The sequence below is a fragment of the Lysobacter niastensis genome (genome assembly GCF_031457115.1).
GTDB classification, from domain to species: Bacteria; Pseudomonadota; Gammaproteobacteria; order Xanthomonadales; family Xanthomonadaceae; genus Lysobacter_J; species Lysobacter_J niastensis_A.
On record NZ_JAVDVY010000001.1, the window covers coordinates 720,391 to 744,229 of the forward strand.

23 protein-coding genes are annotated in these 23,839 nt (G+C 66.8%); 8 read left to right on the forward strand and 15 right to left on the reverse strand.

Annotation, left to right across the window (positions count from 1 at the left end; all coding sequences use genetic code 11):
• Positions 1–15: 15 nt before the first annotated feature.
• The 7 genes from J2X06_RS03345 to prmA form a co-directional block, all read right to left on the reverse strand.
• A complete protein-coding gene (locus J2X06_RS03345) occupies positions 16–1,917 on the reverse strand; it encodes an MFS transporter (RefSeq protein WP_310058255.1) in 1,902 nt (633 codons plus the stop codon).
• A gap of 225 nt (positions 1,918–2,142) precedes the next feature.
• The gene (purD, locus tag J2X06_RS03350) at positions 2,143–3,444 is read right to left on the reverse strand and encodes a phosphoribosylamine--glycine ligase (RefSeq protein ID WP_310058260.1); all 1,302 of its coding nucleotides are present in this window, start codon (positions 3,442–3,444) and stop codon (positions 2,143–2,145) included.
• A gap of 161 nt (positions 3,445–3,605) precedes the next feature.
• Positions 3,606–4,118, reverse strand: coding sequence for a GNAT family N-acetyltransferase (locus J2X06_RS03355; protein ID WP_310058262.1), 513 nt, complete (start codon positions 4,116–4,118; stop codon positions 3,606–3,608).
• 110 nt (positions 4,119–4,228) lie between these two features.
• Positions 4,229–5,818, reverse strand: a complete 1,590-nt coding sequence (purH, locus tag J2X06_RS03360) for a bifunctional phosphoribosylaminoimidazolecarboxamide formyltransferase/IMP cyclohydrolase (RefSeq protein WP_310058265.1) — start codon at positions 5,816–5,818, stop codon at positions 4,229–4,231.
• Positions 5,819–5,922: 104 nt separating this feature from the next.
• Positions 5,923–6,183, reverse strand: a complete 261-nt coding sequence (gene fis, locus J2X06_RS03365) for a DNA-binding transcriptional regulator Fis (RefSeq protein ID WP_310058268.1) — start codon at positions 6,181–6,183, stop codon at positions 5,923–5,925.
• A 116-nt stretch (positions 6,184–6,299) separates the two neighbouring features.
• On the reverse strand, positions 6,300–7,319 hold the full coding sequence (locus J2X06_RS03370; protein WP_310058272.1) for a DUF3426 domain-containing protein: 1,020 nt from the start codon (positions 7,317–7,319) through the stop codon (positions 6,300–6,302).
• Between the two features lie 34 nt (positions 7,320–7,353).
• A complete protein-coding gene (prmA, locus tag J2X06_RS03375) occupies positions 7,354–8,274 on the reverse strand; it encodes a 50S ribosomal protein L11 methyltransferase (RefSeq protein WP_310058274.1) in 921 nt (306 codons plus the stop codon).
• 269 nt (positions 8,275–8,543) lie between these two features.
• On the opposite strand from prmA, the gene J2X06_RS03380 reads away from it, so the two are divergent.
• Together J2X06_RS03380 and J2X06_RS03385 are read left to right on the forward strand one after the other, a co-directional pair.
• Positions 8,544–9,491 (forward strand): hypothetical protein, encoded by a 948-nt coding sequence (locus J2X06_RS03380; RefSeq protein ID WP_310058276.1) that lies wholly within the window; start codon positions 8,544–8,546, stop codon positions 9,489–9,491.
• A 2-nt stretch (positions 9,492–9,493) separates the two neighbouring features.
• Positions 9,494–9,898 (forward strand): hypothetical protein, encoded by a 405-nt coding sequence (locus tag J2X06_RS03385; protein ID WP_310058278.1) that lies wholly within the window; start codon positions 9,494–9,496, stop codon positions 9,896–9,898.
• Positions 9,899–9,981: 83 nt separating this feature from the next.
• On the opposite strand, the gene accC is transcribed toward J2X06_RS03385, so the two are convergent.
• From accC to J2X06_RS03420, 7 genes are all read right to left on the reverse strand, one after another.
• Positions 9,982–11,349 carry an acetyl-CoA carboxylase biotin carboxylase subunit gene (gene accC, locus J2X06_RS03390; protein ID WP_310058281.1) on the reverse strand — a complete coding sequence of 456 codons (1,368 nt, stop codon included), beginning with the start codon at positions 11,347–11,349 and terminating at the stop codon, positions 9,982–9,984.
• A 93-nt stretch (positions 11,350–11,442) separates the two neighbouring features.
• Positions 11,443–11,913 (reverse strand): acetyl-CoA carboxylase biotin carboxyl carrier protein, encoded by a 471-nt coding sequence (accB, locus tag J2X06_RS03395; RefSeq protein WP_310058284.1) that lies wholly within the window; start codon positions 11,911–11,913, stop codon positions 11,443–11,445.
• Positions 11,914–11,963: 50 nt separating this feature from the next.
• Positions 11,964–12,416 carry a type II 3-dehydroquinate dehydratase gene (gene aroQ / locus J2X06_RS03400; RefSeq protein WP_310061201.1) on the reverse strand — a complete coding sequence of 151 codons (453 nt, stop codon included), beginning with the start codon at positions 12,414–12,416 and terminating at the stop codon, positions 11,964–11,966.
• Positions 12,417–12,545: 129 nt separating this feature from the next.
• Entirely contained in the window at positions 12,546–13,148 is a 603-nt protein-coding gene (locus tag J2X06_RS03405) for a TlpA family protein disulfide reductase (protein ID WP_310058287.1), read from the reverse strand.
• A 26-nt stretch (positions 13,149–13,174) separates the two neighbouring features.
• On the reverse strand, positions 13,175–15,574 hold the full coding sequence (dsbD, locus tag J2X06_RS03410; RefSeq protein ID WP_310061205.1) for a protein-disulfide reductase DsbD: 2,400 nt from the start codon (positions 15,572–15,574) through the stop codon (positions 13,175–13,177).
• The gene (gene cutA, locus J2X06_RS03415) at positions 15,567–15,908 is read right to left on the reverse strand and encodes a divalent-cation tolerance protein CutA (protein ID WP_310058290.1); all 342 of its coding nucleotides are present in this window, start codon (positions 15,906–15,908) and stop codon (positions 15,567–15,569) included. The genes dsbD and cutA overlap by 8 nt, the downstream gene beginning before the upstream one ends.
• A gap of 55 nt (positions 15,909–15,963) precedes the next feature.
• Positions 15,964–16,368 carry a helix-turn-helix transcriptional regulator gene (locus tag J2X06_RS03420; protein ID WP_310058293.1) on the reverse strand — a complete coding sequence of 135 codons (405 nt, stop codon included), beginning with the start codon at positions 16,366–16,368 and terminating at the stop codon, positions 15,964–15,966.
• 534 nt (positions 16,369–16,902) lie between these two features.
• On the opposite strand from J2X06_RS03420, the gene groES reads away from it, so the two are divergent.
• Positions 16,903–17,190: a co-chaperone GroES gene (groES, locus tag J2X06_RS03425; RefSeq protein WP_310058295.1), complete on the forward strand. Its 288-nt coding sequence runs from the start codon at positions 16,903–16,905 to the stop codon at positions 17,188–17,190.
• Positions 17,191–17,243: 53 nt separating this feature from the next.
• Positions 17,244–18,881, forward strand: coding sequence for a chaperonin GroEL (gene groL, locus J2X06_RS03430; protein ID WP_310058298.1), 1,638 nt, complete (start codon positions 17,244–17,246; stop codon positions 18,879–18,881).
• Positions 18,882–18,969: 88 nt separating this feature from the next.
• Here the strand turns inward: groL and J2X06_RS03435 are convergent, their stop codons facing one another.
• Entirely contained in the window at positions 18,970–20,070 is a 1,101-nt protein-coding gene (locus J2X06_RS03435; RefSeq protein ID WP_310058300.1) for a TIGR03118 family protein, read from the reverse strand.
• Positions 20,071–20,290: 220 nt separating this feature from the next.
• On the opposite strand from J2X06_RS03435, the gene J2X06_RS03440 reads away from it, so the two are divergent.
• Genes J2X06_RS03440 through J2X06_RS03455 form a run of 4 tightly spaced genes read left to right on the forward strand, consistent with a single transcriptional unit; the run spans position 20,291 to position 23,619 of the window.
• A complete protein-coding gene (locus J2X06_RS03440; RefSeq protein WP_310058303.1) occupies positions 20,291–20,902 on the forward strand; it encodes an RNA polymerase sigma factor in 612 nt (203 codons plus the stop codon).
• Between the two features lie 29 nt (positions 20,903–20,931).
• Positions 20,932–21,594 (forward strand): anti-sigma factor family protein, encoded by a 663-nt coding sequence (locus J2X06_RS03445; RefSeq protein WP_310058306.1) that lies wholly within the window; start codon positions 20,932–20,934, stop codon positions 21,592–21,594.
• Positions 21,591–22,895 (forward strand): S8 family peptidase, encoded by a 1,305-nt coding sequence (locus tag J2X06_RS03450; RefSeq protein WP_310058309.1) that lies wholly within the window; start codon positions 21,591–21,593, stop codon positions 22,893–22,895. The genes J2X06_RS03445 and J2X06_RS03450 overlap by 4 nt, the downstream gene beginning before the upstream one ends.
• A 10-nt stretch (positions 22,896–22,905) precedes the next feature.
• Positions 22,906–23,619, forward strand: coding sequence for a TorF family putative porin (locus J2X06_RS03455; RefSeq protein ID WP_310058312.1), 714 nt, complete (start codon positions 22,906–22,908; stop codon positions 23,617–23,619).
• The last annotated feature ends 220 nt before the right edge of the window (positions 23,620–23,839 follow it).

Sequence of the window (23,839 nt, forward strand, 5' to 3'; positions counted from 1 at the left end):
TCGAGCGGACGCGGGTCACGCCGCGTCGCCGCGCAGCTCGCGCACCCGGGCCTCCAGCATCGGCGCGTCCACCGCGGCGCCATCGATCGGCGCATCGGCGATGACCTCGACGTGCGCGCGGAAGCGGCGCGGCACGCGCATGCGGCTCAGGCGGCCGTCGCGACGGCTCCACATGCTGCTCCACATGTTGCGTAGCGCCATTGGCACCACTGGCACGGGGCGGCCGCTTTCACTGGCACGTTCGAGGATGCGTTCGACGCCGGACTTGAACGGCGCGATCTCGCCGTCCCTGGTCAGGGCGCCCTCCGGGAAAATGCCGACGATCTCGCCCTGCGCCAGCGCCGCGTCGATCTCTTCGAACGCGCGCCGCATCAGATCCGGGTCTTCCTTGGCCCCGGCGATCGGGATGGCCTTGGCGGTGCGGAAGATCCAGCTCATCACCGGGATGTTGAAGATCTTGTGATACATGACGAAGCGCACCGGCCTGGGAATGCTCGCTGCCAGGATCAGCGCGTCCATGTAGCTGACGTGGTTGCACACCAGCAACGCGGGGCCTTCGTCGGGCACGTGCTTCTCGATGCCGTGCAGCTTCAGGCGATACAGCCCGCGCACCAGCACCCAGCTCAGGAACCGCATCATGAACTCGGGCACGATCGTGAAGATGTAGATCGCCACGACGATGTTGGCGATCGCCAGCGCCAGGAACACCTGCGGGATGCTCCAGCCCAGGTAGCGCTGCACGACGATGCCCAGGACCGCTGCCAGCACGATGAAGCCGGCGTTCTGGATGTTCATGCCGGCGATCACGCGCGACATCTCGTTGCGCGGCGTGCGGCTTTGCATCAGCGCGAACAGCGGCACGACGAAGAAGCCGGCGAACAGGCCGATGCCGATCAGGTCGATGACAATGCGCCAGCTGCCCGGTTGCTGCATGAAGCCCGACACGCTCAGGCCGGACGCCACGGCCGCGCCGTTGCGGGCGAAATACAGGTCGATCATGAAGGCGCTGATGCCGAACGCGCCCAGCGGCACCAGGCCGATCTCGACCGTGCGCGCGGACAGCTTCTCGCACAGCATCGAGCCGACGCCGGTGCCGATGGAGAACAGCGCCAGCGCGAAGATGTACAGCGTCTCCGCACCACCGAGGTTGACCTCGGCGTAGGTCGGCAGCTGCGAGGTCAGCACCGTGCCGACGAACCAGAACCATGACACGCCGAGGATGGCGTTGCGCACGGCCGGCTGCTTGCGCGCCAGGCGAATGATCGCCAGTGATTCGGGAACCGGATTCCAGTTGACCTTCAGATCGGGCGCGCCGGCTTCGGCGCGCGGGATGGCGCGGCTGACGAGGTTGCCGGTTATGGCGAGCAGGACCACTGCGGTGGCCGCCACGATCGGCCCCTGGTCGCCGGCCAGCTTGAAGATCAGGCCGCCGAGGATCATGCCGACGAGGATCGAGATCGACGTGCCCATCTCGACCAGTCCGTTGCCGCCGGTGAGCTCCTCGGGTTTGAGCACCGAAGGCAGGATCGAGTACTTCACCGGGCCGAACAGCGTCGATTGCACGCCAGTGGAAAACAGCGCCACCAGCAGTACGGGCATGTTCTGGGTGAGGAAGCCCACCGCCGCCAGCGACATGATCACGATTTCCATCGTGGTCGTGATGCGGATCAGTCGGGATTTCTCCAGCTTCTCGGCAATCTGCCCGGCAGTCGCCGAGAACAGGAAGTAGGGCAGGATGAACAACGCCGGAGCGAGGTTGGTGTAGAGCGTGCGTTGCTCCGGGCTGATGCCCAGCCAGAACAGCAGGCCGATGATCGCCTGGCGGTAGACGTTGTCGTTGAAGGCACCCAGCGACTGGGTCAGGAAGAACGGCAGGAAGCGACGTTGCTTGAGCAGTTCGAGCTGGTTGTGCGCCATGCGCTCATACGGTCCGTGTCGGTTCGCGCGAGACTAGCAGAGCGGATGGATCGGCTTCACTTCATGCAGGCCGACTGTGCTCGTCCTGCACTACGTGCCAGACCCTCGTCCGGCCCTGCGGGCCACCTTCTCCCGCAAGCGGGAGAAGGGACAACCCGAACAAGGCGGCTGCTATGGCCTCTCTCCGGTCGGACAGAGGTTGTGTGGGCAGGCAGGGACAGACCGTCAGGCCGGCTCCGCCTCCGCATCCTCGCGCTCGATCGCGCGCCAGCCGATGTCGTGGCGATGGAACTCGCCGTGCCAGGAAATGCCCGCCACTTCGGAGTAGGCGAGGCGTTGCGCCTCGGCCACCGAATCGCCCAGTGCGCACACGCACAGCACGCGACCGCCGGTGGTGACCACGTGCTCGCCTTCCAGCGCGGTGCCGCCGTGGAAGACCTTGGTGTCCTCGATGTCGGGCGCATCCCAGGCGCTGATGACATCGCCGGTGCGCGGCGTGCCCGGATAGCCTTCAGCGGCCATCACCACGCCCAGCGAAGAGCGTGGATCCCATTGCGCCTTGACCGCGTGCAACCGCTGGTCGATCGCCGCCTCCACCAGGTCGAGCAGATCCGAACGCAGGCGCAGCATCACCGGCTGCGTTTCAGGATCGCCAAAGCGCACGTTGAACTCGATCACCTTCGGGGCGCCGTGCTTGTCGATCATCAGGCCGGCGTAGAGGAAGCCGGTGAACGGGATGCCGTCCTTCGCCATGCCGCGCACGGTCGGCTCGACCACTTCGCGCATCACGCGTGCATGCACTTCCGGCGTGACCACCGGCGCCGGCGAGTACGCGCCCATGCCACCGGTGTTGGGTCCGGTATCGCGGTCGCCGACGCGCTTGTGGTCCTGGCTGGTCGCCATCGGCAACGCGGTGACGCCGTCGACCACCGAGATGAAGCTGGCTTCCTCGCCATCGAGGAATTCCTCGATCACCACGCGCGCGCCGGCAGCGCCGAAGGCGTAGTCGGAAAGCATGTCGGTAATGGCGGCCTCGGCTTCGGCCAGGCTCATCGCGACGATGACGCCCTTTCCGGCGGCCAGGCCGTCGGCCTTGATCACGATCGGCGCGCCTTTTGCCTGCACGTATTCCAGCGCGCGATCGGCTTCGGTGAAGACGGCGTAATGCGCGGTCGGAATGCCGTGCCGCGCGAGGAAATCCTTGGCGTACGCCTTGCTGCCTTCCAGCTGCGCGGCGGCGGCGGTCGGGCCGAAGATGCGATGGCCCTTGGCGCGGAAACGGTCGACGACGCCAGCCACCAGCGGCGCCTCGGGGCCGACCACGGTGACGGCGACGCTTTCGTCCTCGACCAGCGCCAGCAGCGCATCGATATCGGTCGCGGCGACGGCGACGTTGCGGCATTTGGCTTCGGTCGCGGTGCCGGCATTGCCCGGGGCCACCAGCACCTCGGTAACGCGCGAGGACTGCGCCAATTTCCAGGCCAGCGCGTGTTCGCGCCCACCGGAACCGATAACGAGGACTTTCATGCAGGCTCCTGCCAATGGCGCGTGTGGGGACAGAGATTTTACGTGACCCGGCCGGCCGCGGACGCAGGCAGGCGCGTGTCAGTGAGTCGAACGTCGTCGATGCCGGTGATCGGCCTGAATGAGCGCCGCAATCGGGAATGTTTGGCAGTTCAGGTCGAGGCTCAGCTCAAACCGAAGGCCGGGTGGTAGCGCACTTCACCTTGCGGAGTCGCTCCGTCCAGGGCCAGCGCCATGAAGTATTCAGCCGGAACGTTGGCCAGTCGCAGGCCCGACCCCGCGCGGAAGCCGAATTGCTGGTAATAGCGCGGTTCGCCCAATACCACGCAACCGGTGGCACGCAGGCGTTCCAGTTCAGTCAGGCCGGCACGCACCAGCGCCTTGCCGACGCCGTGGCGCTGGTCGCGCGGCAATACGGCGACCGGGCCCAGACCGAACCAAGCGACCGCGCCTTCGCCGCCCGGCAGGGACGAAACCGTGATCGGGGAAAACGCGATGCAGCCTGCGATGCGTCCGTCGATGTCGGCCACCAGCGACAAGGTCAGCGCACCGGCCTCGCGCAGCCCATCGACGATGCGCTGCTCGGGACGCCCGTTGCCGGGCTGGTCGGCAAAGGCCGCGCCGATGACCTGCCGAATCGCGTCGAGGTCATCCTGGGTTTCGGTGCGAATCCACATGGGGGCTCCGACTCCGGGCAATGCGTGCTGCGCCGAAGTCTGCCCCGCCTGTGGTGATGGGCGTGTCTGCCGCGCCCGTCGTATCAATGACGGCCGTATTGACGGACGTATCAGTGACGGAAGTGGCGCACGCCGGTGAACACCATCGCGATGCCGTGCTCGTCGGCGGCGGCGATGACCTCGCTGTCGCGCATCGAGCCGCCCGGCTGGATCACCGCCTTGATGCCGGCTTCGGCCGCCGCGTCGATGCCGTCGCGGAACGGGAAGAACGCATCGGAGGCCATCACCGAGCCCGGCACCACCAGGCCCGCGTCGGTGGCCTTGATGCCGGCGATGCGCGCCGAATACACGCGGCTCATCTGTCCCGCGCCGACGCCGATCGTGCGGTGGTCTTTGGCGTAGACAATGGCGTTGGACTTGACGAACTTGGCCACGCGCCAGGCGAACAGCAGGTCGTCGAACTGCTCCTTGGTAGGCGCCAGCTTGGTCACCACCTTCAGTTCGTCGCGACCGACCTCGCGGATGTCGCTGGTCTGCATCAGCAGGCCCGAGCCGACGCGCCTGATATCGAAGTTGTTGCGCCCCTCGCCGTGCGGGATGCGCAGCACGCGTACGTTGGCTTTCTTTTTCGCGTAGGCGAGCGCGCCATCGTCGTAATCCGGCGCGATCAGCACCTCGACGAACTGGCGGTCCAGGATCGCCTTGCCCGTGGCCGCATCGAGTCTGGTGTTGAAGGCAAGGATGCCGCCGAACGCGGAAGTCGGATCGGTGGCGTAGGCCAGTTCATAGGCATCGCCGCAGGCCACGCCTTCAGCCACGCCGCAGGGGTTGGCGTGCTTGACGATCACGCAGGCCGGACGCTCGAACTGGCGCACGCACTCCCACGCCGCGTCGGCGTCGGCGAGGTTGTTGAAGCTCAGTTCCTTGCCCTGCAACTGGGTGAAGGTCGCCAGCGTGCCCGGCACCGGATACAGGTCGCGGTAGAACGCGCCGTGCTGGTGCGGGTTCTCGCCGTAGCGCAGGTCCATCACCTTGACGAAGTTGCTGTTCTGCTGGGCCGGGAACAGCGCACGCGCGCCGTCATCGGGATTGATCGCCGAGAGGTAGTCGCTGATGCAGGCGTCGTACTGGGCGACGCGATTGAACGCGGCCACCGACAGTCGGAACCGCGTCTGCGCCGAGAGCGTGCCGTCGTTGCCCTGCAGCTCCTCGACGATGCCGGCGTACTGCGCCGGATCGGTGGCCACGGCCACGCGGGCGAAATTCTTGGCCGCCGAGCGCAGCATCGCCGGGCCGCCGATGTCGATGTTCTCGACGATGTCTTCCATCGAGCTGGCGGGATCGGCCGAGACTTTCTCGAACGGATACAGGTTGAGCACCAGCAGGTCGATCGGCGCGATGCCGTGCTGCGCCATCACCGCGTCGTCGGTGCCGGCGCGGCCGAGCAGGCCGCCGTGCACGATCGGGTGCAGGGTCTTGACGCGACCGTCCATCATTTCCGGGAAGCCGGTGACGTCGGACACGTCCTTGACCGCCAGGCCCGCATCGCGGATCGCCTTGGCGGTGCCGCCGGTGGAGAGCAGCTCGACACCTTGGGCGGCAAGCGACCGGGCCAGTTCGATCAGGCCGGTCTTGTCGGAAACGGACAGCAGCGCGCGGCGGATCTTCACCGGCGAGGCGGGCAGACGTTCGGAAGTCATGGGGGAGAGGACGGCGACGGGAAACGCCAATTATAGCGGGCGTGTCCGGCCGCACTTACCGCACGCAGGAAGGCGACCCGGGGTTGGCCCGGATCGCGGGGGGCTCAGCCGAGCCCGTAGTCCTTCAGTTTCTTGCGCAGCGTGGCGCGATGGATGCCGAGCATGGCCGCGGCGCGGCTCTGGTTGCCGTCGCAGTGCTCCAGTACCTCGGCGAACAGCGGAATCTCGAGCTCGCGCAACGCGATCTCGTACAGGTTCTCGGTGCCGGAGCCGTTGAGGTCGCCCAGGTAGCGACGGATGGAGTGGGCCACGTGGTCGCGCAAAGGCACGCGAGGTCGGTTGGCTTCGTTGGCAGCTGCGTTCAAATGACGTCCCCTGACATGATCCCGGTCTGGTCCCCTGCCGGCGCTGCGCGCTCGGCCTCAGACGGGATGGCGAGTCTAGCGCGGGGGCGTCGCGACAAACAACGCGACCGATACCCTCATCGGAAATCGAAGGTGAACGCCACGATCCGGGGCGCCGGTTCGATGACGTCCAGCTGCACGGCCGCGCTCTGGCCGGGGGCCAGAAGCTCGGCGCTGCCGCGGTCGCGATATTCGGCGGGAGCGAAGGCGCGTTGCCCGACCTGGCGGCCGTCGATATCCGACAGGCTCAGCACGATCGTCGGCCAAGGTTGGGGCCAGCGCGCGTCGTTGCGGAAGCTGGCGCTGACGGTCAGGACGCCGGCCATGCCGGTCTTGGGTTGCACGTTGCGGTCGAGCATGGTGAAGGCGATTGGTTCGCGCCACGGCGGCAGTTCGCAACCCAGGGCGCCACAGACCGCGGCCACGAGGGGACGCCAGCGCGCCTGCGCGGCCAGTTCCGCGCGTTGGGCGAGCAACAGTTGCAGCGTCAGTAACAGCACCAGCACGACGATGGCGACGGGGCCGCGCCAGTGGAGCTGCCGCGGCGGTGCAGGTTGGCGAACGCGGGCGAAACTGGGCGTGCCTCGCGTTGCCATGGCGCGACGCCGTGGCGGTGCCGGGCGAGCCATGGCCGGCGCGATGGACGATGCCGCGGCGATGGAATCTTCGAAGGTCGGCGCGGGCTCGGCGGAGTCCGTCGCGTCAGCCGTCACTGCATCCACCGCTACTGCATCAGGCGAAGCGGGAGCCGGCGATACAGGCGCGACATCGGTCGTCGGCTTAGTGGCAGGCTCGTTTCGCGCGACGGTCGACTTGCGCTTGGAGCCGCTTTCGGCAGCTTCGCGCTTGGGAGGAGTTGCGGCAGGAACGGGAGCAGCAGCGGGAGCGGGCTCCGGCGTCGGTGCTGCCACTTCCGGTGATTGTGCAGCAGCACCGGCCAGCGCCTCGTTCTTGGCCGAAGCCGCCTTCGGCTTGGCGGGCTTCGCGGCCGGTTCGGCCCGCAGCAACTCGTCGCAACGCGGGCAGCGTTGCTTCGGGTTGTGGCGGGTGGTGGCCAGGGCCACCAGGAAACCGCAATGCGGGCAGGGCGCGAACATGCGGTTATTCAACCATGCGCTGGTGTTGTCGACCTCAGCCGCGGCGCACGCCTGTGACGCGCATCCAGTCTTCCAGTCGGTCGGCGCGAAGCTCGTCGAAGTCCTGCGCGTAGCGCGCCAGTACCTCGTCCTCCTGTCCGGCGAGGATGCCGGACAGCGCGATGCGACCTCCCGGAGCCACGCGTGCTGCCAGCTTGTCGGCCAGCGCGATCAGCGCAGTGGCCAGGATGTTGGCGACCACCACCGGATAGGCGGCCTGCGGTTCGTCATCGGGCAGGTGTACCGCCAGCCGATCGCTCACGCCATTACGCTCGGCGTTGTCGCGCGTGGCGATCAATGCCTGCGGATCGTTGTCGACGCCGACCGCGTGGGCAGCACCGAGCTTGAGCGCGGCCAGCGCGAGAATGCCCGAGCCGCATCCGAAATCGAGCACGCGCGCATCGCGCAGATGGCCCAGCGTGGCCAGCCCGTCGAGCCATTGCAGGCACAACGCGGTGGTCGGGTGCGTACCGGAGCCGAACGCCAGGCCGGGGTCCAGGCGCACTACCGCGGCATCGGCGGCATCGGCGCCGTCAGGTAGTTCGCTGTTCCACGGCACGATCCAGGTACGCTCGCCGAACCGCAGCGGTTCGTACTGGTCCATCCAGGCGCGCTCCCAGTCCTGGTCTTCGACTTCGCGGAAGCTCGTGCGCGACCAGTCCAGCCCTTCGTCGGCGGCACTGAGTGCGTACAGCAGAAGTTCCTGCGGCGTGCCGCTTTCGAACAGGGCGGTCAGCACCATTTCGCCCCACAGCGGCGTTTCGCCGACGCCGGGCTCGAAGATCGCCTGCTCGTCGGCCGCGTCGGCATGGGCGTCGACGAGGGTGACGGCGAGCGCACCGACATTCTCCAGCGCGCGCTCGTAGCGCGGCTGCTGGGCTTCGGTGCAGGGCAGGGTGAGTTCCAGGAATGGCATGGACGGGCGTGTTGCGGGGGAGCGGGCATGGTGGGGCGCGGCCGTGGCGACGTAAAGAGCGTCCTGCGGCCGGGATGCTCGGTTCTGGCGATGACGTCGCCGCCGATGCGGCATCGGGGGCGAGTTGTCTCTAGAATGGCCGGCGCTTGTGCCTGCCCACCCGATCCAGGGGGCGCAGGGCAGGACGCAGGAATACCAGGACTCAGGGAAACAGGATGATCGTGCCCCAGGGCCGGTTCTGCCCGCGCAACGGCCTCGGCCGCTGACGGATGGTGCCGCGCATCGCCAACAAGCAGGTTTTTGGCTTCATCGCGGTCTCCGCGGTGCTGGCGGCGCTTTTCTTCCTGCGTGACCACAACTGGCCGCCCGCCGATCCGGCGGTGGTGGAGGTCGTCCCGGACCCGGTCATCCCGTTGGCGCGCGCGCTGGTTCCGCAAGCGACCGGGCGCCGCGATGACGTCGCGACCTATGGCAACGAAGTGGTCGCGCGGATGCCGCGGGTGCGGCGGGATTTCGAAACCGAGAATGACCTGTACGGGTATGTGCAACGGCTCGACCCGGCCATCCGTGCCTCCGACCCGGACGCGACCTGGATGGCCAGTCGCGCCTACGACTACTGCGCCGGCTTTGCAGCGGCGCCGGTGAACTACACGCGCGACACCGATGCGATCACGGCGCTGGGTTTGCGCACCTCGCAGGCGATGGCCGCCGCCCGCCAGCGCGTGAGCCAGCGTTGCGCGCGATTCGCGCCGCAGGACCGGTTGTTCAGCGCGGTGCTGCTCAAGCGCACCGAAGCGGCCCAGGCCGGCAGCCTGGCGGCGGAGGCCGCCTTGGCTGCGAGCGGGCGACCGCTCAGTGACGATGAAGCGTATCTGCGTGGCTTGGTGATGCGGGTTCGCCAATCGAAGGATCCGGAAGCCTATCTGGCGTTGTCGCCGGCCATGGGCATCGCCGCGAGCGGCAAACCTGAACTGGCCGACCAGGTCGCCGGTACGCAGCTCACCGAGCTGGCCTGGCAACTGGCCGCTTGCGAGTTGGGCATGGATTGCGGTCCCGATGGCGCGCTGATGACGGCGTATTGCGCCAACGGGGGCATCTGTTCACGCGAGCAGGGGCAGGATTTCAAGCGTTTCGTATACGACGCCGCCGTTCCGCGTCAGGGGGCGGAAGTGGTGGAAGAAATGGTCGCGTCGCTGTTGGGCGACGGGAGAGGATGATGATGAAGGACACTCGTACCATGCGCAGGGCCAAGGCCTGTTTCTGGCTGCTGTTGATCGGCATCTATTCGGTCGCCACCGCCGATGTCGTCATCGACGTCATCCGCGGGCAGGAATACCGCCAGTTCTCCACGGTGGCGGCGACCTCGGTCCACTCGCCGGCGCAAGTCCGGGCGGCGGGCGCGGCGCAGATCGCCGCGATATACCGTGCGCGCAGCGGCACGCCGTTTACCTCGTTGCCGCCGGGCAGCAAGTTCAAGGTGGTCTGGCCCGATGGCTCCACCGAGTACGTGCAGGTGGTCAGCCCGATCTCGAGCGCAGGCACGGAACTGCTCAAAGACGCGCAATCCGACGCGCAGGCGTCGGTGGCGGAATCCGATGCTGGGAGCGTCACGGAAGTCCGCTGAAGCTCAATACCGCTGCGCTGTTCGCGCAGCGGTTCGTCGAATCAACCAGCTTGCCCTCCCGTGTTCGGAGAGGGCACGGCCTGTCAGACGATCGACAGCGCCTTTTCCTTCTGTTCCTTCAGGCGCTTTTCCAGGTAGTGGATGTTCATCCCGCCCTGCTGGAAGCCGGCGTCCGACATGATCCGCTGCTGTAGCGGGATGTTGGTCTTGATGCCGTCCACGACCATTTCCGACAACGCCACGCGCATGCGCGCGATCGCGGTCTCGCGGTCGGGCCCGTGCACGATCAGCTTGCCGATCATCGAGTCATAGTTCGGTGGCACGCGGTAGCCCTCGTAGATGTGGCTGTCGACGCGCACGCCGGGGCCGCCCGGTGCGTGGAAATGCTGGATCAGGCCCGGGAACGGCATGAACGTGTCCGGATCCTCGGCGTTGATGCGGCACTCGATGGCATGGCCTTCCAGCACCACGTCGCTCTGCTTGATCGAGAGCTTGTGGCCGGCGGCGATGTTGAGCTGCTCGCGCACCAGGTCGATGCCGGTGACCATCTCGGTGACCGGATGCTCCACCTGGATGCGGGTGTTCATCTCGATGAAGTAGAAGTGGCCGTTCTCGTACAGGAACTCGAACGTGCCGGCGCCGCGGTAGCCGATGCGGATGCAGGCTTCCACGCAGACCTTGCCGATCTCGGCGCGCTGTTCCGGCGTAATGCCCGGTGCCGGCGCTTCCTCGACGACCTTCTGATGGCGGCGCTGCATCGAGCAGTCGCGCTCGCCCAGGTGGATCGCACCGCCCTGGCCGTCGGCGAGTACCTGGATCTCCACGTGGCGCGGGTTCTCCAGGAATTTCTCCATGTAGACCATGTCGTTGCCGAACGCGGCCTTGGCCTCGGACTTGGTGGTCTGGATGGCCGTGGTCAGGTGGGCTTCGGTATGCACCACACGCATGCCGCGACCGCCGCCGCCGCCGGCCGCCTTGACGATGACCGGATAGCCGATCTCGCGGGCGATCTTGACGTTGGTGGCCGCATCGTCCCCGAGCGGCCCGCCGCTGCCGGGCACGCACGGTACGCCGGCGGACTTCATCGCGCGGATCGCCTCGACCTTGTCGCCCATCAGGCGGATCGTGTCGGCCTTGGGGCCGATGAAGATGAAGCCGGATTGTTCGACGCGTTCGGCGAAGTCGGCGTTCTCCGACAGGAAGCCGTAGCCGGGATGGATCGCCTGGGCGTCGGTGACCTCGGCCGCGGCGATGATCTGCGCCATGTTGAGGTAGCTGTCGGTCGACGGGGCCGGCCCGATGCAGACCGACTCGTCGGCCATGGCGACGTGCTTGAGGTTGCGGTCGACGGTGGAGTGCACGGCGACCGTGCGGATGCCGAGCGCGTGGCACGCGCGCAGGATGCGCAGCGCGATTTCACCACGGTTGGCGATTACGACTTTATCGAGCATGGGGCTCTTCTCGAAAAACGGGAGTGGGAAGACGCAACAGGGAAACGATGGGTTGGGGAACGGTCGTTCCCTGTTCCCTGTTTCCCTACGGCCTTACCCGATAACGAACAGCGGCTGGTCGAACTCGATCGGCTGGCCGCTCTCGACCATCACCTTGAGCACGGTGCCGGCGACGTCGGCCTCGATCGGGTTGAACATCTTCATCGCTTCAATGATGCCCAGCGTGTCGCCGGCCTTGACCGCCTGTCCGACGGTGACGAAGGACGGCTTGTCCGGCGCCGGCGAGGCGTAGAAGGTGCCCACCATCGGTGCGCGCACGATGTGCCCCGGCGGAAGGTCGGCTGCGGGCTTGGGCGTGCCGCCGCTGGCCGCTTCGGTCGGGCCGTGCATCGGCATCATCGGAGCCGGTGCGACCGGAGCGTGGTGCGCGACCGGTGCGGCCACCATCGTGCCGCGAGGCGTGCGGGCGAGGCGGACGGATTCTTCGCCTTCCTTGATTTCGATCTCGGCGAGGTTGGATTCCTCGAGCAGGTCGATGAGCTTCTTGATTTTGCGCAGGTCCATGGATGGGCCTCTAGGTCGTGTGCCCGCGTTCGCGGACGGGTGAGTTGGAATCAGTGGGCCGCGCCGGCGGCAAGCCGGGACAGCGCAGCATCGAGGGCGTAGCGGTAGCTGTCGGCGCCGAAGCCGCAGACCACGCCGAGGGCGAGGTCGCTGAAATAGCTGGTGTGGCGGAACGGCTCGCGGCGGTGCGGATTGGACAGGTGCACTTCGTAGAAGGGGATGGCCACTGCCGCCAGCGCGTCGCGGATCGCCACGCTGGTGTGGGTGTAGGCGGCCGGATTGATCAGGATGACGGCGGTGCCGTCCTCGCGCGCGGCCTGGATGCGATCGACCAGTGCGTGCTCGGCGTTGGACTGCAGGCTGTCGAAGGCATGGCCCGCCGCTTCGGTGCGTGCCCGCAGGTCGGCATCGATCTGGGCGAGCGTGGTGTGGCCGTAGACCTCCGGCTCGCGCGTGCCGAGCAGGTTGAGGTTGGGGCCATGCAGGACCAGCAGTTGCGCCATCGAAGACCGGGTCACCCCGGAAAAGCTTGGAAAGGCCGGCAGTGTGCGCGATGCCAAGCGGGGTGTCCAGACGTTCGCTACCGTATCGGCGAAGTTGTCAGGAATTAAGCAGTTGTTTGAGTGGCCGCTCTAATTCGAGACCCAGTCCTCGATTTCGCCCGCCTGGAACGGCCCGATCTTCTGCTTGAGCAGCCGGCCATCCGCCGAAACCAGCACGGTATAGGGCAAAACCCCTTTGGGATTGCCCAGTTGCACGCCCGCGTCGCGGGGGCCGGCCTGGTCGAGCAGGATCGGGTAGTGGACCGGGATGCGCTGCAGGAAGTCGCGGACGGCCTGGACATCGTCCAGCGCGATGCCGACCACTTGGGTGCCGTTTGCACCCTGGGAGGCTGCAAACCGGTCCAGTTCGGGCATTTCCTGGATGCAGGGCCCGCACCAGCTGGCCCACAGGTTGATCAGCACGGTCTTGCCCGTGAAGCGGGCAGGCAGTTCGGTGGTTTTGCCGTCCAGATCCGGCAGTCGCACCGTGGGAATGACCTGGCCGCGCTTGGCGACCACCAGTCCGGCAGGCGGCGGCGGGGCGGTGGCGCCGATGGCGCCCTGCAAGGCGCGCTGGCCGATCTCGGTGCGAAGCAGCGGGCCGGGACCGTTCACCCAGAGCCCGACAATCGCACCGAGCACGCCGGCGACCGCGGCGACCAGCAGCACCTTGGTGGTCGATCCCATCGACATCAGCCCGTCGCCATCAAAGGGGCGGCTCAGCGCGACGCCCGTTGCGCGCGCTGCACGAACTTGTCGGATTCCTCGAAGCCGAACAGACGCAGTTCGCGGCGCTCGCTGCCGCCCGTGTAATAGAGCGTGGCCGGCGGGCCGATGATGCCCAGGCGCTTCATCAGGGCCTGATCGAGCTCGTCGTTGGCGGTGACGTCGGCCTTGAGCAGTACGAAACCGGACAGGGCGTCGTGCACCACGGCCTGCGGGAAGGTGTACTTCTCCATTTCCTTGCAGGACACGCACCAGTCGGCATAGAAGTCCAGCAGCAGCGGCTTGCCCGCGGCCTGGGCGGCGGCGACCTCGCGGTCGAGGTCTGCCAGCGACTTGATCTTGCGGAACGGCAGTTCGCGCGCCTGGCTGCCCGGGCCACTCAGGCCGGCCAGCGGCTGCAGCGGATCGCGGCTGCCGGCCATCGCGCCGACCAGTTGCGCGGTGCCGAGCAGACCCAGCAGCAAAGCGGCGGTCCAGCCCAGCACGCGTGCTCCGTCGCGGCGCACCGGCTTGAGCGCCAGCACCACCGCGGCCGCTGCGGCCAGCAGCAGCGCTCCCCACAACGCCAGCGTCGCCGGTGCCGGCAATATCCGCGACAGCATCCACACCGCCAGGCCCAGGAACACGAAGCCGAACACGCGCTGCACCGCCACCATCCACGGGCCGTTGGTCGGTAGACCCTTGCCGGCGGCGACGCCGAACACCAGCAGCGGCACGCCCATGCCCATCGCCAGCAGGAACAGGGCCGCGCCGCCGAATGCCGGATCCTGGCTCTGGCTGATGTAGAGCACGGCGGCGGCCAGCGGCGGAGCGACGCAGGGGCCGACGATCAGCGCCGACAGCGCGCCCATCACCGCCACACCCACCCACGAGCCGCCACGCTGGCGATCAGTGAGCGAACCAAGCCGGTTGCGCAGCGCCGCCGGCAACTGCAGCTCGTACAAGCCGAAGCTCGACAACGCCAGGGCAATGAAGAGCAGGGCGAAGGCGACGAGCACCCACGGCGTCTGGAAGGCGGCCTGCAGGTTGGCGCCCACCAGTCCCGCGATCACGCCGGCGACGGTGAACACCAACGCATTGGCCAGCACATAGACGAACGAGAGCGCGAACGCGCGGCGCGCGCCTAGTCCCGGGCCGTGGCCGGCGATCAGGCCGGACAGGATCGGGATCATCGGCAGCACGCAGGGCGTGAACGCCAGCAGCAGGCCGAAGCCGAAGAAGCTCGCCAGGGCCCACCAGCGGTTGGGGCCTGACAGGGCTGCGGCGAGGCGACTGTCTTCGGCGAGTTCGCTTCCGGTGGCTGCAGGGGGGGCCGCGGAGGTCGGTGCGGACGTGCCGGTGGCCGCCTGCGGCGATGCCGTGGCACCGCCGGCGCTGGCCGCTTCGGTGCTTGATGGCAGCCGTTGTGCAGGTTCCGGCGCAGTCGCGGCGGGCGGCGCCTGCACGAGGCCCGCCGGCAGCGCGATGTCGATGCTGCGGGTCATCGGCGGATAGCAGATGCCTTCGTTCTGGCAGCCCTGGAAAGTCGCTGTCAGTCGTAGCGGTGTGGCGTCGGCGCGAGTGCGGCCCAGCGGCACCGGCACTTCGATCTCGTCGAAGAACACCACCACATTGCCGAAATGCTCGTCGCGGTGGGCCACGCCGCGCGGCCAGCGCGGGGCCCCAAGGCTGATGCCGGCCCGCGTGGCGGCGGCATCGAGCTTCAGCGACGTCTTGTCGCGATACAGGTAATAGCCGCGTGTCGGCGTGAAGCGCAGCAGCAGGGTGTTGCCGTCGCTGGCAATGGCCTCGAACCGGAACGCCTGCTCCGGCGGCAGCGGCAGGGCGTCGGTCGCGCCGGCAGGATTGGCATTGCCCAGCAGGCCGCCCGGAGAGGCTGCGCCGGGAGCGCCAAAGGCGACCATTTGCTCGCTCGCGGCGGCACCCGGCAGCGCCACGGTGACGTTGCGGGTTTGCGGTGGATAGCAAATGCCGGCGTCGGCGCAGCCCTGGTACTTGATCTTCAGCGTGACGCTTTGTGCGCGGGCCTGGCCCGGCAGGATCGCGGTCAGCGACTGGCGGTAGGTCTCGACCTTGCCGAAGAACTCGTCCTCGTGCGTCTCGCCCTTGGGCAGTTGTAGTGCCTGCGCGGCGAAGCCGGCGTCGGCCTGGACGCCGATGCGGTGCCGGTAGAGGTAGTAGCCATCGGCGATGCGCCAATGCAGCGCGATGCGGTCGGGCGACGTCGCCTCGACGGTCAGCGCGAAGGCCTCGTCGACCGGCAACAGGTCGTCGGGATCGATCGCCGCCGTCGCGGGACCGGCCAGGCCGAGGCTGGCCAGCAGGGCGGCCAACGCCAGTCGGAAGGTGCCGGCGTGGCGGCGGAAGAAAGAGCGCGGGTTCGGGTCAGTCATCTTCACGGGTCTGTTCGGCCACCCAGTCGAGGTACGGGGTCAGGCCGCCGCGGATTTCGACCGCGATCGCTTCGGGCAGTTCATACGGATGCAGGGCCTGCAGTCGCGCGATCAGCGCGTCCTGCCGCCCGGCGGTGGTCTTGATCAGCAGCAGCACTTCCTCGGCCCGCTCGACGGCGCCTTGCCAGCGGTAGGTCGACTGCATTCCGGGCAGCCGGCTGACGCACGCGGCCAAGCGCTCCTCGACCAGTGTCGTGGCGATGGCGTCGGCGGTAGGCAGGTCCGGGCAGGTGCTCAGCAGCAGCCGCACGGTCGAGGCAGAGGGGGTCGGCATGAGGGGCGCCAGTGTACCGCCCGCCTTGGGATCGGGCTAACGCAGGCGAGGTGGCTCAGCGGCCTGGGTCGCGTCCGCCTCGCGCGCGTCCGGTGCGCTGCAGGGCCAATTGCTCGGCCAATTCCACCAGCGGCGCCTTGGCCAGCGTGGGCGCGTTGCGGAAGGCGGCCAGCAGGCGCAGTTCCAGCGGCTCGTCGACGAGGATCGCGTCGACCGCGGCGACCGAATCCAGCGCCGTGTCGGGGGACAGGGTCATCTTGCCGCGACCGGTGGCCAGCCACTCGAACTGCACGCCGGTCACCATCGCCACTTCGCGCAGGTGGGCCGCGCTGGGGAACTTGCCCTGCGCCGCCTCCCAATGCCCGACGGCACTGCGCTGGACTCCTACGGCCGTACCTAGTGCTGCCTGCGATAGACCGGCGTGGCGCCGGGCCAGGCGTATGCGTTGCTGCGGTGTCATATCGGCTCCAATGGCTCCATTTGGAACAAGACAACGATACTCACGACGTGAACAATAAACGCCTAAGGCTGTGCGCTTTCGGTAGCGCGTAGAATGTGATGCCTTGCCGAAAATCGCGGTTATTTCGGGTTTTCGCGTTGCGGATGCTACCTGTAGTCGACATTTTCGCAAGCGGGCCCCTCTAGGCAACGTGCCCCGATCTGCACATGATTGACCCACGCCGACAGGGACGTCGGCACTGACAAGGGGTCGGTTAGGTGATGGGCGCCGGACTGCGCCAAGCCGAGGATGACGGCCATCTCCACGCCACAAGGGCGCGTCCTTCGGGACGCGCCCTTTTTGCTTGGGTTCCCTCCATCGATTTGCTGGCGGGGCCTTGAAAGGTCCGAGCGCGCCCCCAATCTCACGCCCAGTCCCGGTTCGCCCGGGATTTCTTTGACCGGAAACTTGGCACTCGCCACGAGCGACTGCTAAAATTCCGAAACTTTCCCCGCCCATTCAACTACTTACGTACCAGCCTCGGAGGTTGTTGCCATGAATATCAAGCCGCTGTTCGACCGTGTGGTCATCAAGCGCATGGAAGAAGAAAAGATGTCCGCCGGCGGCATCGTGATCCCGGACTCGGCCACCGAGAAGCCGATCAAGGGCGAAGTCGTCGCCGTTGGTGAGGGCAAGGTGTTCGACAACGGCAACCTGCGCGCCCCGAAGGTCAAGGTCGGCGACAAGGTGCTGTTCGGCAAGTACAGCGGCACCGAAGTGAAGCTCGACGGCGTCGAGCTGCTGGTGGTGAAGGAAGACGACATCTTCGCGATCCTCGGCTGATCGCTGCGCTTCCCTACGACTTTTTTTCTGAATTCTTTTTGAGGTAATCCGCAATGGCTGCCAAGGAAATTCGTTTCGGTGAGGACTCGCGCGCAAAGATGCTGCGCGGCGTCAACGTGCTCGCCAATGCCGTCAAGGCAACCCTCGGCCCGAAGGGCCGCAACGTCGTGCTCGAGAAGAGCTTCGGCGCCCCGACGATCACCAAGGACGGCGTGTCCGTCGCCAAGGAGATCGAACTGGCCGACAGGTTCGAGAACATGGGCGCGCAGATGGTGAAGGAAGTCGCGTCCAAGACTTCCGACAACGCCGGTGACGGCACCACCACCGCCACCGTGCTGGCGCAGGCGCTGATCCGCGAAGGCATGAAGGCGGTCGCCGCCGGCATGAACCCGATGGACCTCAAGCGCGGCATCGACAAGGCCGTGATCAGCGCCGTCGAAGAGCTGAAGAAGATCTCCAAGCCGTCGTCGACGAGCAAGGAAATCGCCCAGGTCGGCGCGATCTCGGCCAACTCCGACACCAACATCGGTGACCTCATCGCCCAGGCGATGGACAAGGTCGGCAAGGAAGGCGTGATCACCGTCGAAGACGGTTCGGGCCTGGAGAACGAGCTCGACGTCGTCGAGGGCATGCAGTTCGACCGCGGCTACCTGTCGCCGTACTTCATCAACAACCAGCAGTCGATGCAGGCCGAGCTGGAAGATCCGTTCATCCTGCTGCACGACAAGAAGATCTCCAACGTGCGCGACCTGCTGCCCGTGCTGGAAGGCGTCGCCAAGGCCGGCAAGCCGCTGCTGATCATCGCCGAGGAAGTCGAGGGCGAAGCGCTGGCGACCCTGGTGGTCAACACCATCCGCGGCATCGTCAAGGTCTGCGCCGTCAAGGCACCGGGCTTCGGCGACCGTCGCAAGGCGATGCTGGAAGACATGGCCATCCTGACCGGCGGCACCGTGATCTCCGAAGAGGTCGGCCTGCAGCTGGACAAGGCCACCATCAAGGACCTCGGCCGCGCCAAGAAGGTGCAGATCTCGAAGGAGAACACCACCATCATCGACGGCGCCGGTGAGCACGTCGCCATCGAAGGCCGCATCAAGCAGATCAAGGCGCAGATCGAGGAGACCTCCTCCGACTACGACCGCGAGAAGCTGCAGGAGCGCGTGGCCAAGCTGGCCGGCGGTGTTGCGGTGATCAAGGTCGGTGCCGCCACCGAAGTCGAGATGAAGGAAAAGAAGGCACGCGTGGAAGACGCGCTGCACGCCACCCGCGCTGCCGTTGAAGAAGGCATCGTCCCGGGCGGCGGCGTCGCGCTGCTGCGCGCCAAGGCCGCTATCGCCGGCCTGAAGGGTGCCAACGAAGACCAGAACCACGGCATCCAGATCGCCCTGCGCGCGATGGAAGCGCCGCTGCGCGAGATCGTCACCAACGCCGGTGAAGAGCCGTCGGTCATCCTGAACAAGGTCCAGGAAGGCAACGGCGCGTTCGGCTACAACGCCGCCAACGGCGAGTTCGGCGACATGATCGAGTTCGGCATCCTGGACCCGACCAAGGTCACCCGCACCGCGCTGCAGAACGCCGCTTCGATCGCCGGTCTGATGATCACGACCGAGGCGATGGTCGCCGAGCTGCCGAAGAAGGACGAGCCGGCGATGCCGGGCGGCGGCATGGGCGGCATGGGTGGCATGGACTTCTAAGTCCACGCTGCTGGCTCCACCGCAATATCGAAAGGCCCGCTTCGGCGGGCCTTTCGTTTTGTTGTGCTGCGATATGTCGTGCTTGCCTTTAATGCTTGAGGTCTAGTCGGCCATACAGGCCGTGCTCCTCGTCATCCGGTCCGGCGGAGAAGAACAGCGTATTGACCGGCTGGTTGAGGAAGCCGTTGCCAAAGGCCAAGCCCCACAGTCCCTCGATCTCGATCGGGCGGAAGTTCTTGTCGCGCAGCGGCCCCAGCGGGAAGCCGAATACCGGCTCGTAGGCGTTGATGCGGCCGTCACCGAAGTTTCCTATCAGCAAGGCGTTGCTGAAGAATCCGAACTTCGCCGGCGCCAGCGCGACGCCCCACGGAGCATTGAGCGTGCCGCGGCTGGCGACGCGCCGGATCAGCTCCCCGTTCGGGGTATACACGTCGACGTAGCCTAGCCCCGGCCCCGTGACGTCCTCGGTCATCGATTCATCCTGTTTGGCATAGGTGACGTAAATGTTGCCGCCAATGGCGTGGATGCCGAATGGGGCGAAGCCCTTCGGAATGCCGTGGTCCTTGAACGAGCCCGTCGGCATCACCACGGGCTTGAACGAACTGTCGAATACGTCGACACGGGCGTGGAAGAAGTCGGCGGCATACAGCAACTGGCCGTTGCCGCCCGCGCTCAGGGCCAGGCCCGTGTAGTGCGCGCCGGTTGCCGAATTGTCTACGGCGATGACGGCATGGGTCACATCGACATTGGGCGCCCAGCCAGCGATCACGCCTTGCTCCGTGGCGAAGATGAAGCGGGCGGGACCGGTCAGTCCGTTCTTGGTGACCGTGAAGAAGTTGGACGCGTTGAAGACGATGCCGGTGGGCTCGCCTCCACCTTCGGTATCGCCAGGCGAGGGGATGTTCACGACCAATTGGTTCGCGTTGCCGTCGCCGTCGTAAAGCGTCGATACGCCGGCGTCGGCGTCGGCTACCCAGACGAAACCGAACGGGTTGAATGCGATGCCCCATGAATTGATCAGGTTGGGATCGGTGTGCTCGGCGGGGATGAATCCGTCGGACACCAGGTTGCGCTGTTCGAAGCGGAACCCGTCTGCGGCCTGCGCCGCTGGCGCGGCGGTCAAGGTCAGGGCGAAGGCGAGTGCCATGGGCGCGAAGAGGTGCGTGCGAAGACTTGCAAGCGACTTCATGTGCGGGCTCCCTGGAAAGTGACTGAAGTTTGGAAACGATTCGAAAACGAAACTTTCGCGAGCGCGGAGGCTGGATGTTGTCCGCGCTGCAGGCGTGTATTCCGGCCCGGTCGCGTTCGGTTCACCCTCACGCGCACACAACAAACCGATCACGCGACGCGTGCAAAATTGAACCCGGTTCGACGGTGCAGGTATTGACTGCCGAACGAGGATCGAACGCATGGCGAACAAGCCGGGCAAAAGCAGTGCACGCGGAGTCGTCCGCCGTGGCGCCGCGCCCGATGAGATCGCCTTGATGGATGGCGTGGCCGCAGAACGGATGGACGCGTTCGAAGCCCTGTACCGCCTGTATCACCCCCGGCTGACACGCTTCCTGCAGGGCATGACGAGGCGGCCGGCGCTGGCCGAGGAAGTCCTCGACGACACCATGCTGGTGGTATGGCGCAAGGCGCACACCTACAACCCGAGCGCGAAGGTGTCGACGTGGATCTTCGGCATCGCATACCGACAGGCGTTGAAGGCACTGCACCGGCTCGACGCCGGCATCGATGCCGCCGCATCGGTCAACGAGGATGCGTTGTTCGATCCGTCCCAGCCCGGACCGGATGGCGAACTGCAGCAGCAGGAGTTGCATGAGCGCCTGAGCCGGGCGATGAGCGCGTTGTCGGCCGAGCATCGCGCGGTGATCGAGTTGACCTACTACCTCGGCTACAGCTGCCGCGATGTCGCCCAGGTCATGGACTGTCCCGTCGACACGGTGAAGACACGTATGTTCTACGCGCGGCGCCGGCTGAAGTCGCTGCTGGGGCTCAGCCGGGAGGAGGCGATATGAGCGGCCGCGTTCTCAGGTTTGAAGGTTCCGTGCACAATCAGGCCATGCGCCTGTTGCCGTGGTACGTCAATGGCACGCTGCTGGCCGAGGAGTTGGACCTGGTCTGCCAGCACGTGGCGGGCTGCAGCGAATGCCGGCGCGAGGTCGATGAACTGCGTCAGTTGCAGGCCGTCTGCGCGCAAGTTGAAAGTCCCGCCGATGCGGCGCCATCGTTCGCGCGACTGAAACGTCGCTTGCAGCACGACCACGCTGGTCCTGCATCGAGATGGGATCGGCTGCGCAGCCACTGGATGCAGGCACCGACCTGGTTTCGGGTGACGCTGGCGACGCAGTCGTTCGTACTGTTCGCTTTGGGCGGCGTGCTGATCGGGCAGCAGATTTACGCTGTTCGCTCCGCCGAGCCTCCATCGTTCTACAGAACCCTCGGTGATGCCGTGCCAGGCGAACGCATCGTAAGCGGGAACGATGCACGGTTGGTGGTCATGTTCGACTCGCGCATCAGCCATGCCGAAATGCAGCGCCTGCTGCGGTTGAGTCGGGCGCGCATCGTCGATGGCCCGAACGACGCAGGCGCTTATGTACTGGCGGTCCGGGCGAACGGCGAGAAGGCCGCACTGGACGCCCTGCGCGGCGAACCCGGCGTGGCGCTGGTCCAGAGCCTAGGCAGCGGTGAAGCCGGAGACAAGCGATGAGCGTGCGCGCGCTATTGCTTTGGGCGCTCGTCATGGCAGCGGGGACCGGTCCGTTGGCCGCCGCGCCGCCGGTGGTCGCCATGGCCGAGCCATCCCCGGAGTCGGCATCGCCTGCCACCGGCGACGAGGCAAGCAGGCAAATATTGGTGATGCTTCGCGCAACCCCGCCGCACTACCGGCCTGATTCGGGTTACTCCGGCAGCTACGTCGCGGCACCCGACCGGCAGGCGCGCCGCCGGCTCGCGCGTGCGCTCGCCCGCGAACACGGGCTTCGCCTGGTCGACGACTGGCCGATGCCGACGTTGGGGCTGGATTGCTTCTTGCTCGAGGCCCAGTCGCACGAAAACAGTGAGCGCGTCGTACGCGAGTTGTCACGCGATCCGCGCGTGGAGTCCGTGCAGCCGATGAACCTGTTCCATCTGCTGAGCCTGGGCGATCCGCTGGCCGCAGCACAACCGGCGACCGCGCGCTGGCATTTGCGCGAACTGCATGCGGTGGCGACCGGAAAGCGCGTCACGGTGGCCGAACTGGACACGGGCGTGGATGTCGACCATCCCGACCTGCGCGGCCAGGTGTCGGTCGCCCGCGACTTCGTCGACAGCGCGATGCCGCCGGCTGAAACGCACGGCACGCAGATCGCAGGGATCATCGTGGCCCGCGCCGATGACGGCATCGGCATCGCCGGCATCGCGCCGGATGCGCGCCTGATGGCGCTGCGCGCCTGCTGGCAGCAACCCGGTAACAGCGGCACCGCCACTTGCAGCAGCTTCACGCTCGCCAAGGCCTTGCAGTTCGCACTGCAAAACAAGGCACAGGTGATCAACCTGAGCCTGAGCGGTCCATCGGATCGATTGCTGGGGCGTTTGCTCGACGCCGCGATCGGCGACGGTGTCATCGTGGTCGGCGCGGCCGATGCACAGGCCAGGGATGGCGGCTTCCCGGCGGACCATGCCGGCGTTCTGGCCATCGCGGGCGCGCCTGCCCGCGGCAGTGCGCGGGACGTATTGCTGGCGCCGGCGAAAGGCATTCCGGCCCCAACGCCCGGCGGTGGCTGGAGCCTGGTGTCGGGCCCCTCTTTCGCCGCCGCGCAGGTGACCGGCCTGGTGGCGCTGCTTCGCGAACTTTCGCCGGGATTGCAGGCCGCGCAGGCGCGCGCTGCGCTGGACCCGGTCACTGAGCTAGGCTTGCCTCCGAGGCGGCCTGTGCTGATCGATGCATGCGCCGCGGTCGTGCGCGTAGCCGGGCGCTGCGCCTGCGACTGCGCCGCAGCGCCGACAGTGGGTTGGATGCCGCGCCGCTGAGGTGCTTCCCTTGTTGTTGCGTGGCGCAGTGGCGCTGTGGGCCTTGTTGTGCGTAGGGACGGCCTGCGCGCAGGTGTCCGCGCGCGTCGCGCTCGTCTCCGACTACCGTTACCGCGGCGTTTCGCTGAGCGACGATCGGCCTGCGGTGCAGGCCAGCATCGGCTATGACCATGCCGATGGCTGGTACGCGGGTGTTTTCGCCTCCAGCGTGCGCATCGGGCCGGACTACGACACGCAGGCTCAGCTGCTGCCTTACGCCGGCTATGCACGCCGGCTACGCTCCGGCTTGAGCTGGGATGCGGGCGTCCAGTACGCGGTGTTTACCGGCAATTCCGACTACGACTATCCCGAGTTCCACATTGGCCTGACGTCCACTCACCTGAGCGCACGCCTGTACTACGCGCCTGACTACTTCGGAGTGTCGGCTCCGGTGCTGTATGGCGAAATCGATGCCGCCTATCCGGTGTCTGGCAAGGTGCGCCTGCTTGGCCATGCGGGATGGTTGCATCGCGGCAGCGCCGGCCGTCTCGACGAATATGTGGAGCGTCATCGCTTCGATGCGCGCATCGGCATCGGCGTGGCATCGTCGGGATTCGATCTGCAACTGGCCTGGGTGTTCACCGATGGGCAATCGGGACGATATCCGGTGTACGCCGTCTGCGAGGATTGCATCGATCGCATCGATAGCAGTGGATGGGCGCTGAGTCTGTCGCGTTCCTGGTAAGGCGACTGCATTGGCGCGCGTGCAATCGCACTTCACGACCTCTTCACATCAACGCTGTTAGCGGCAGTCTCCGCGTTGCGTTTGCTGCAATGCCGCACGCGCAACGCGTCGGGATCATCCACAATGCGGGTGGACAGGGGGCTGTTCGTCGCGACATCACCAAAGACCAAGGGGATCCGTTGTGAAGAAAACCGTACTGGCAGTTACGGCGCTTGCCAGC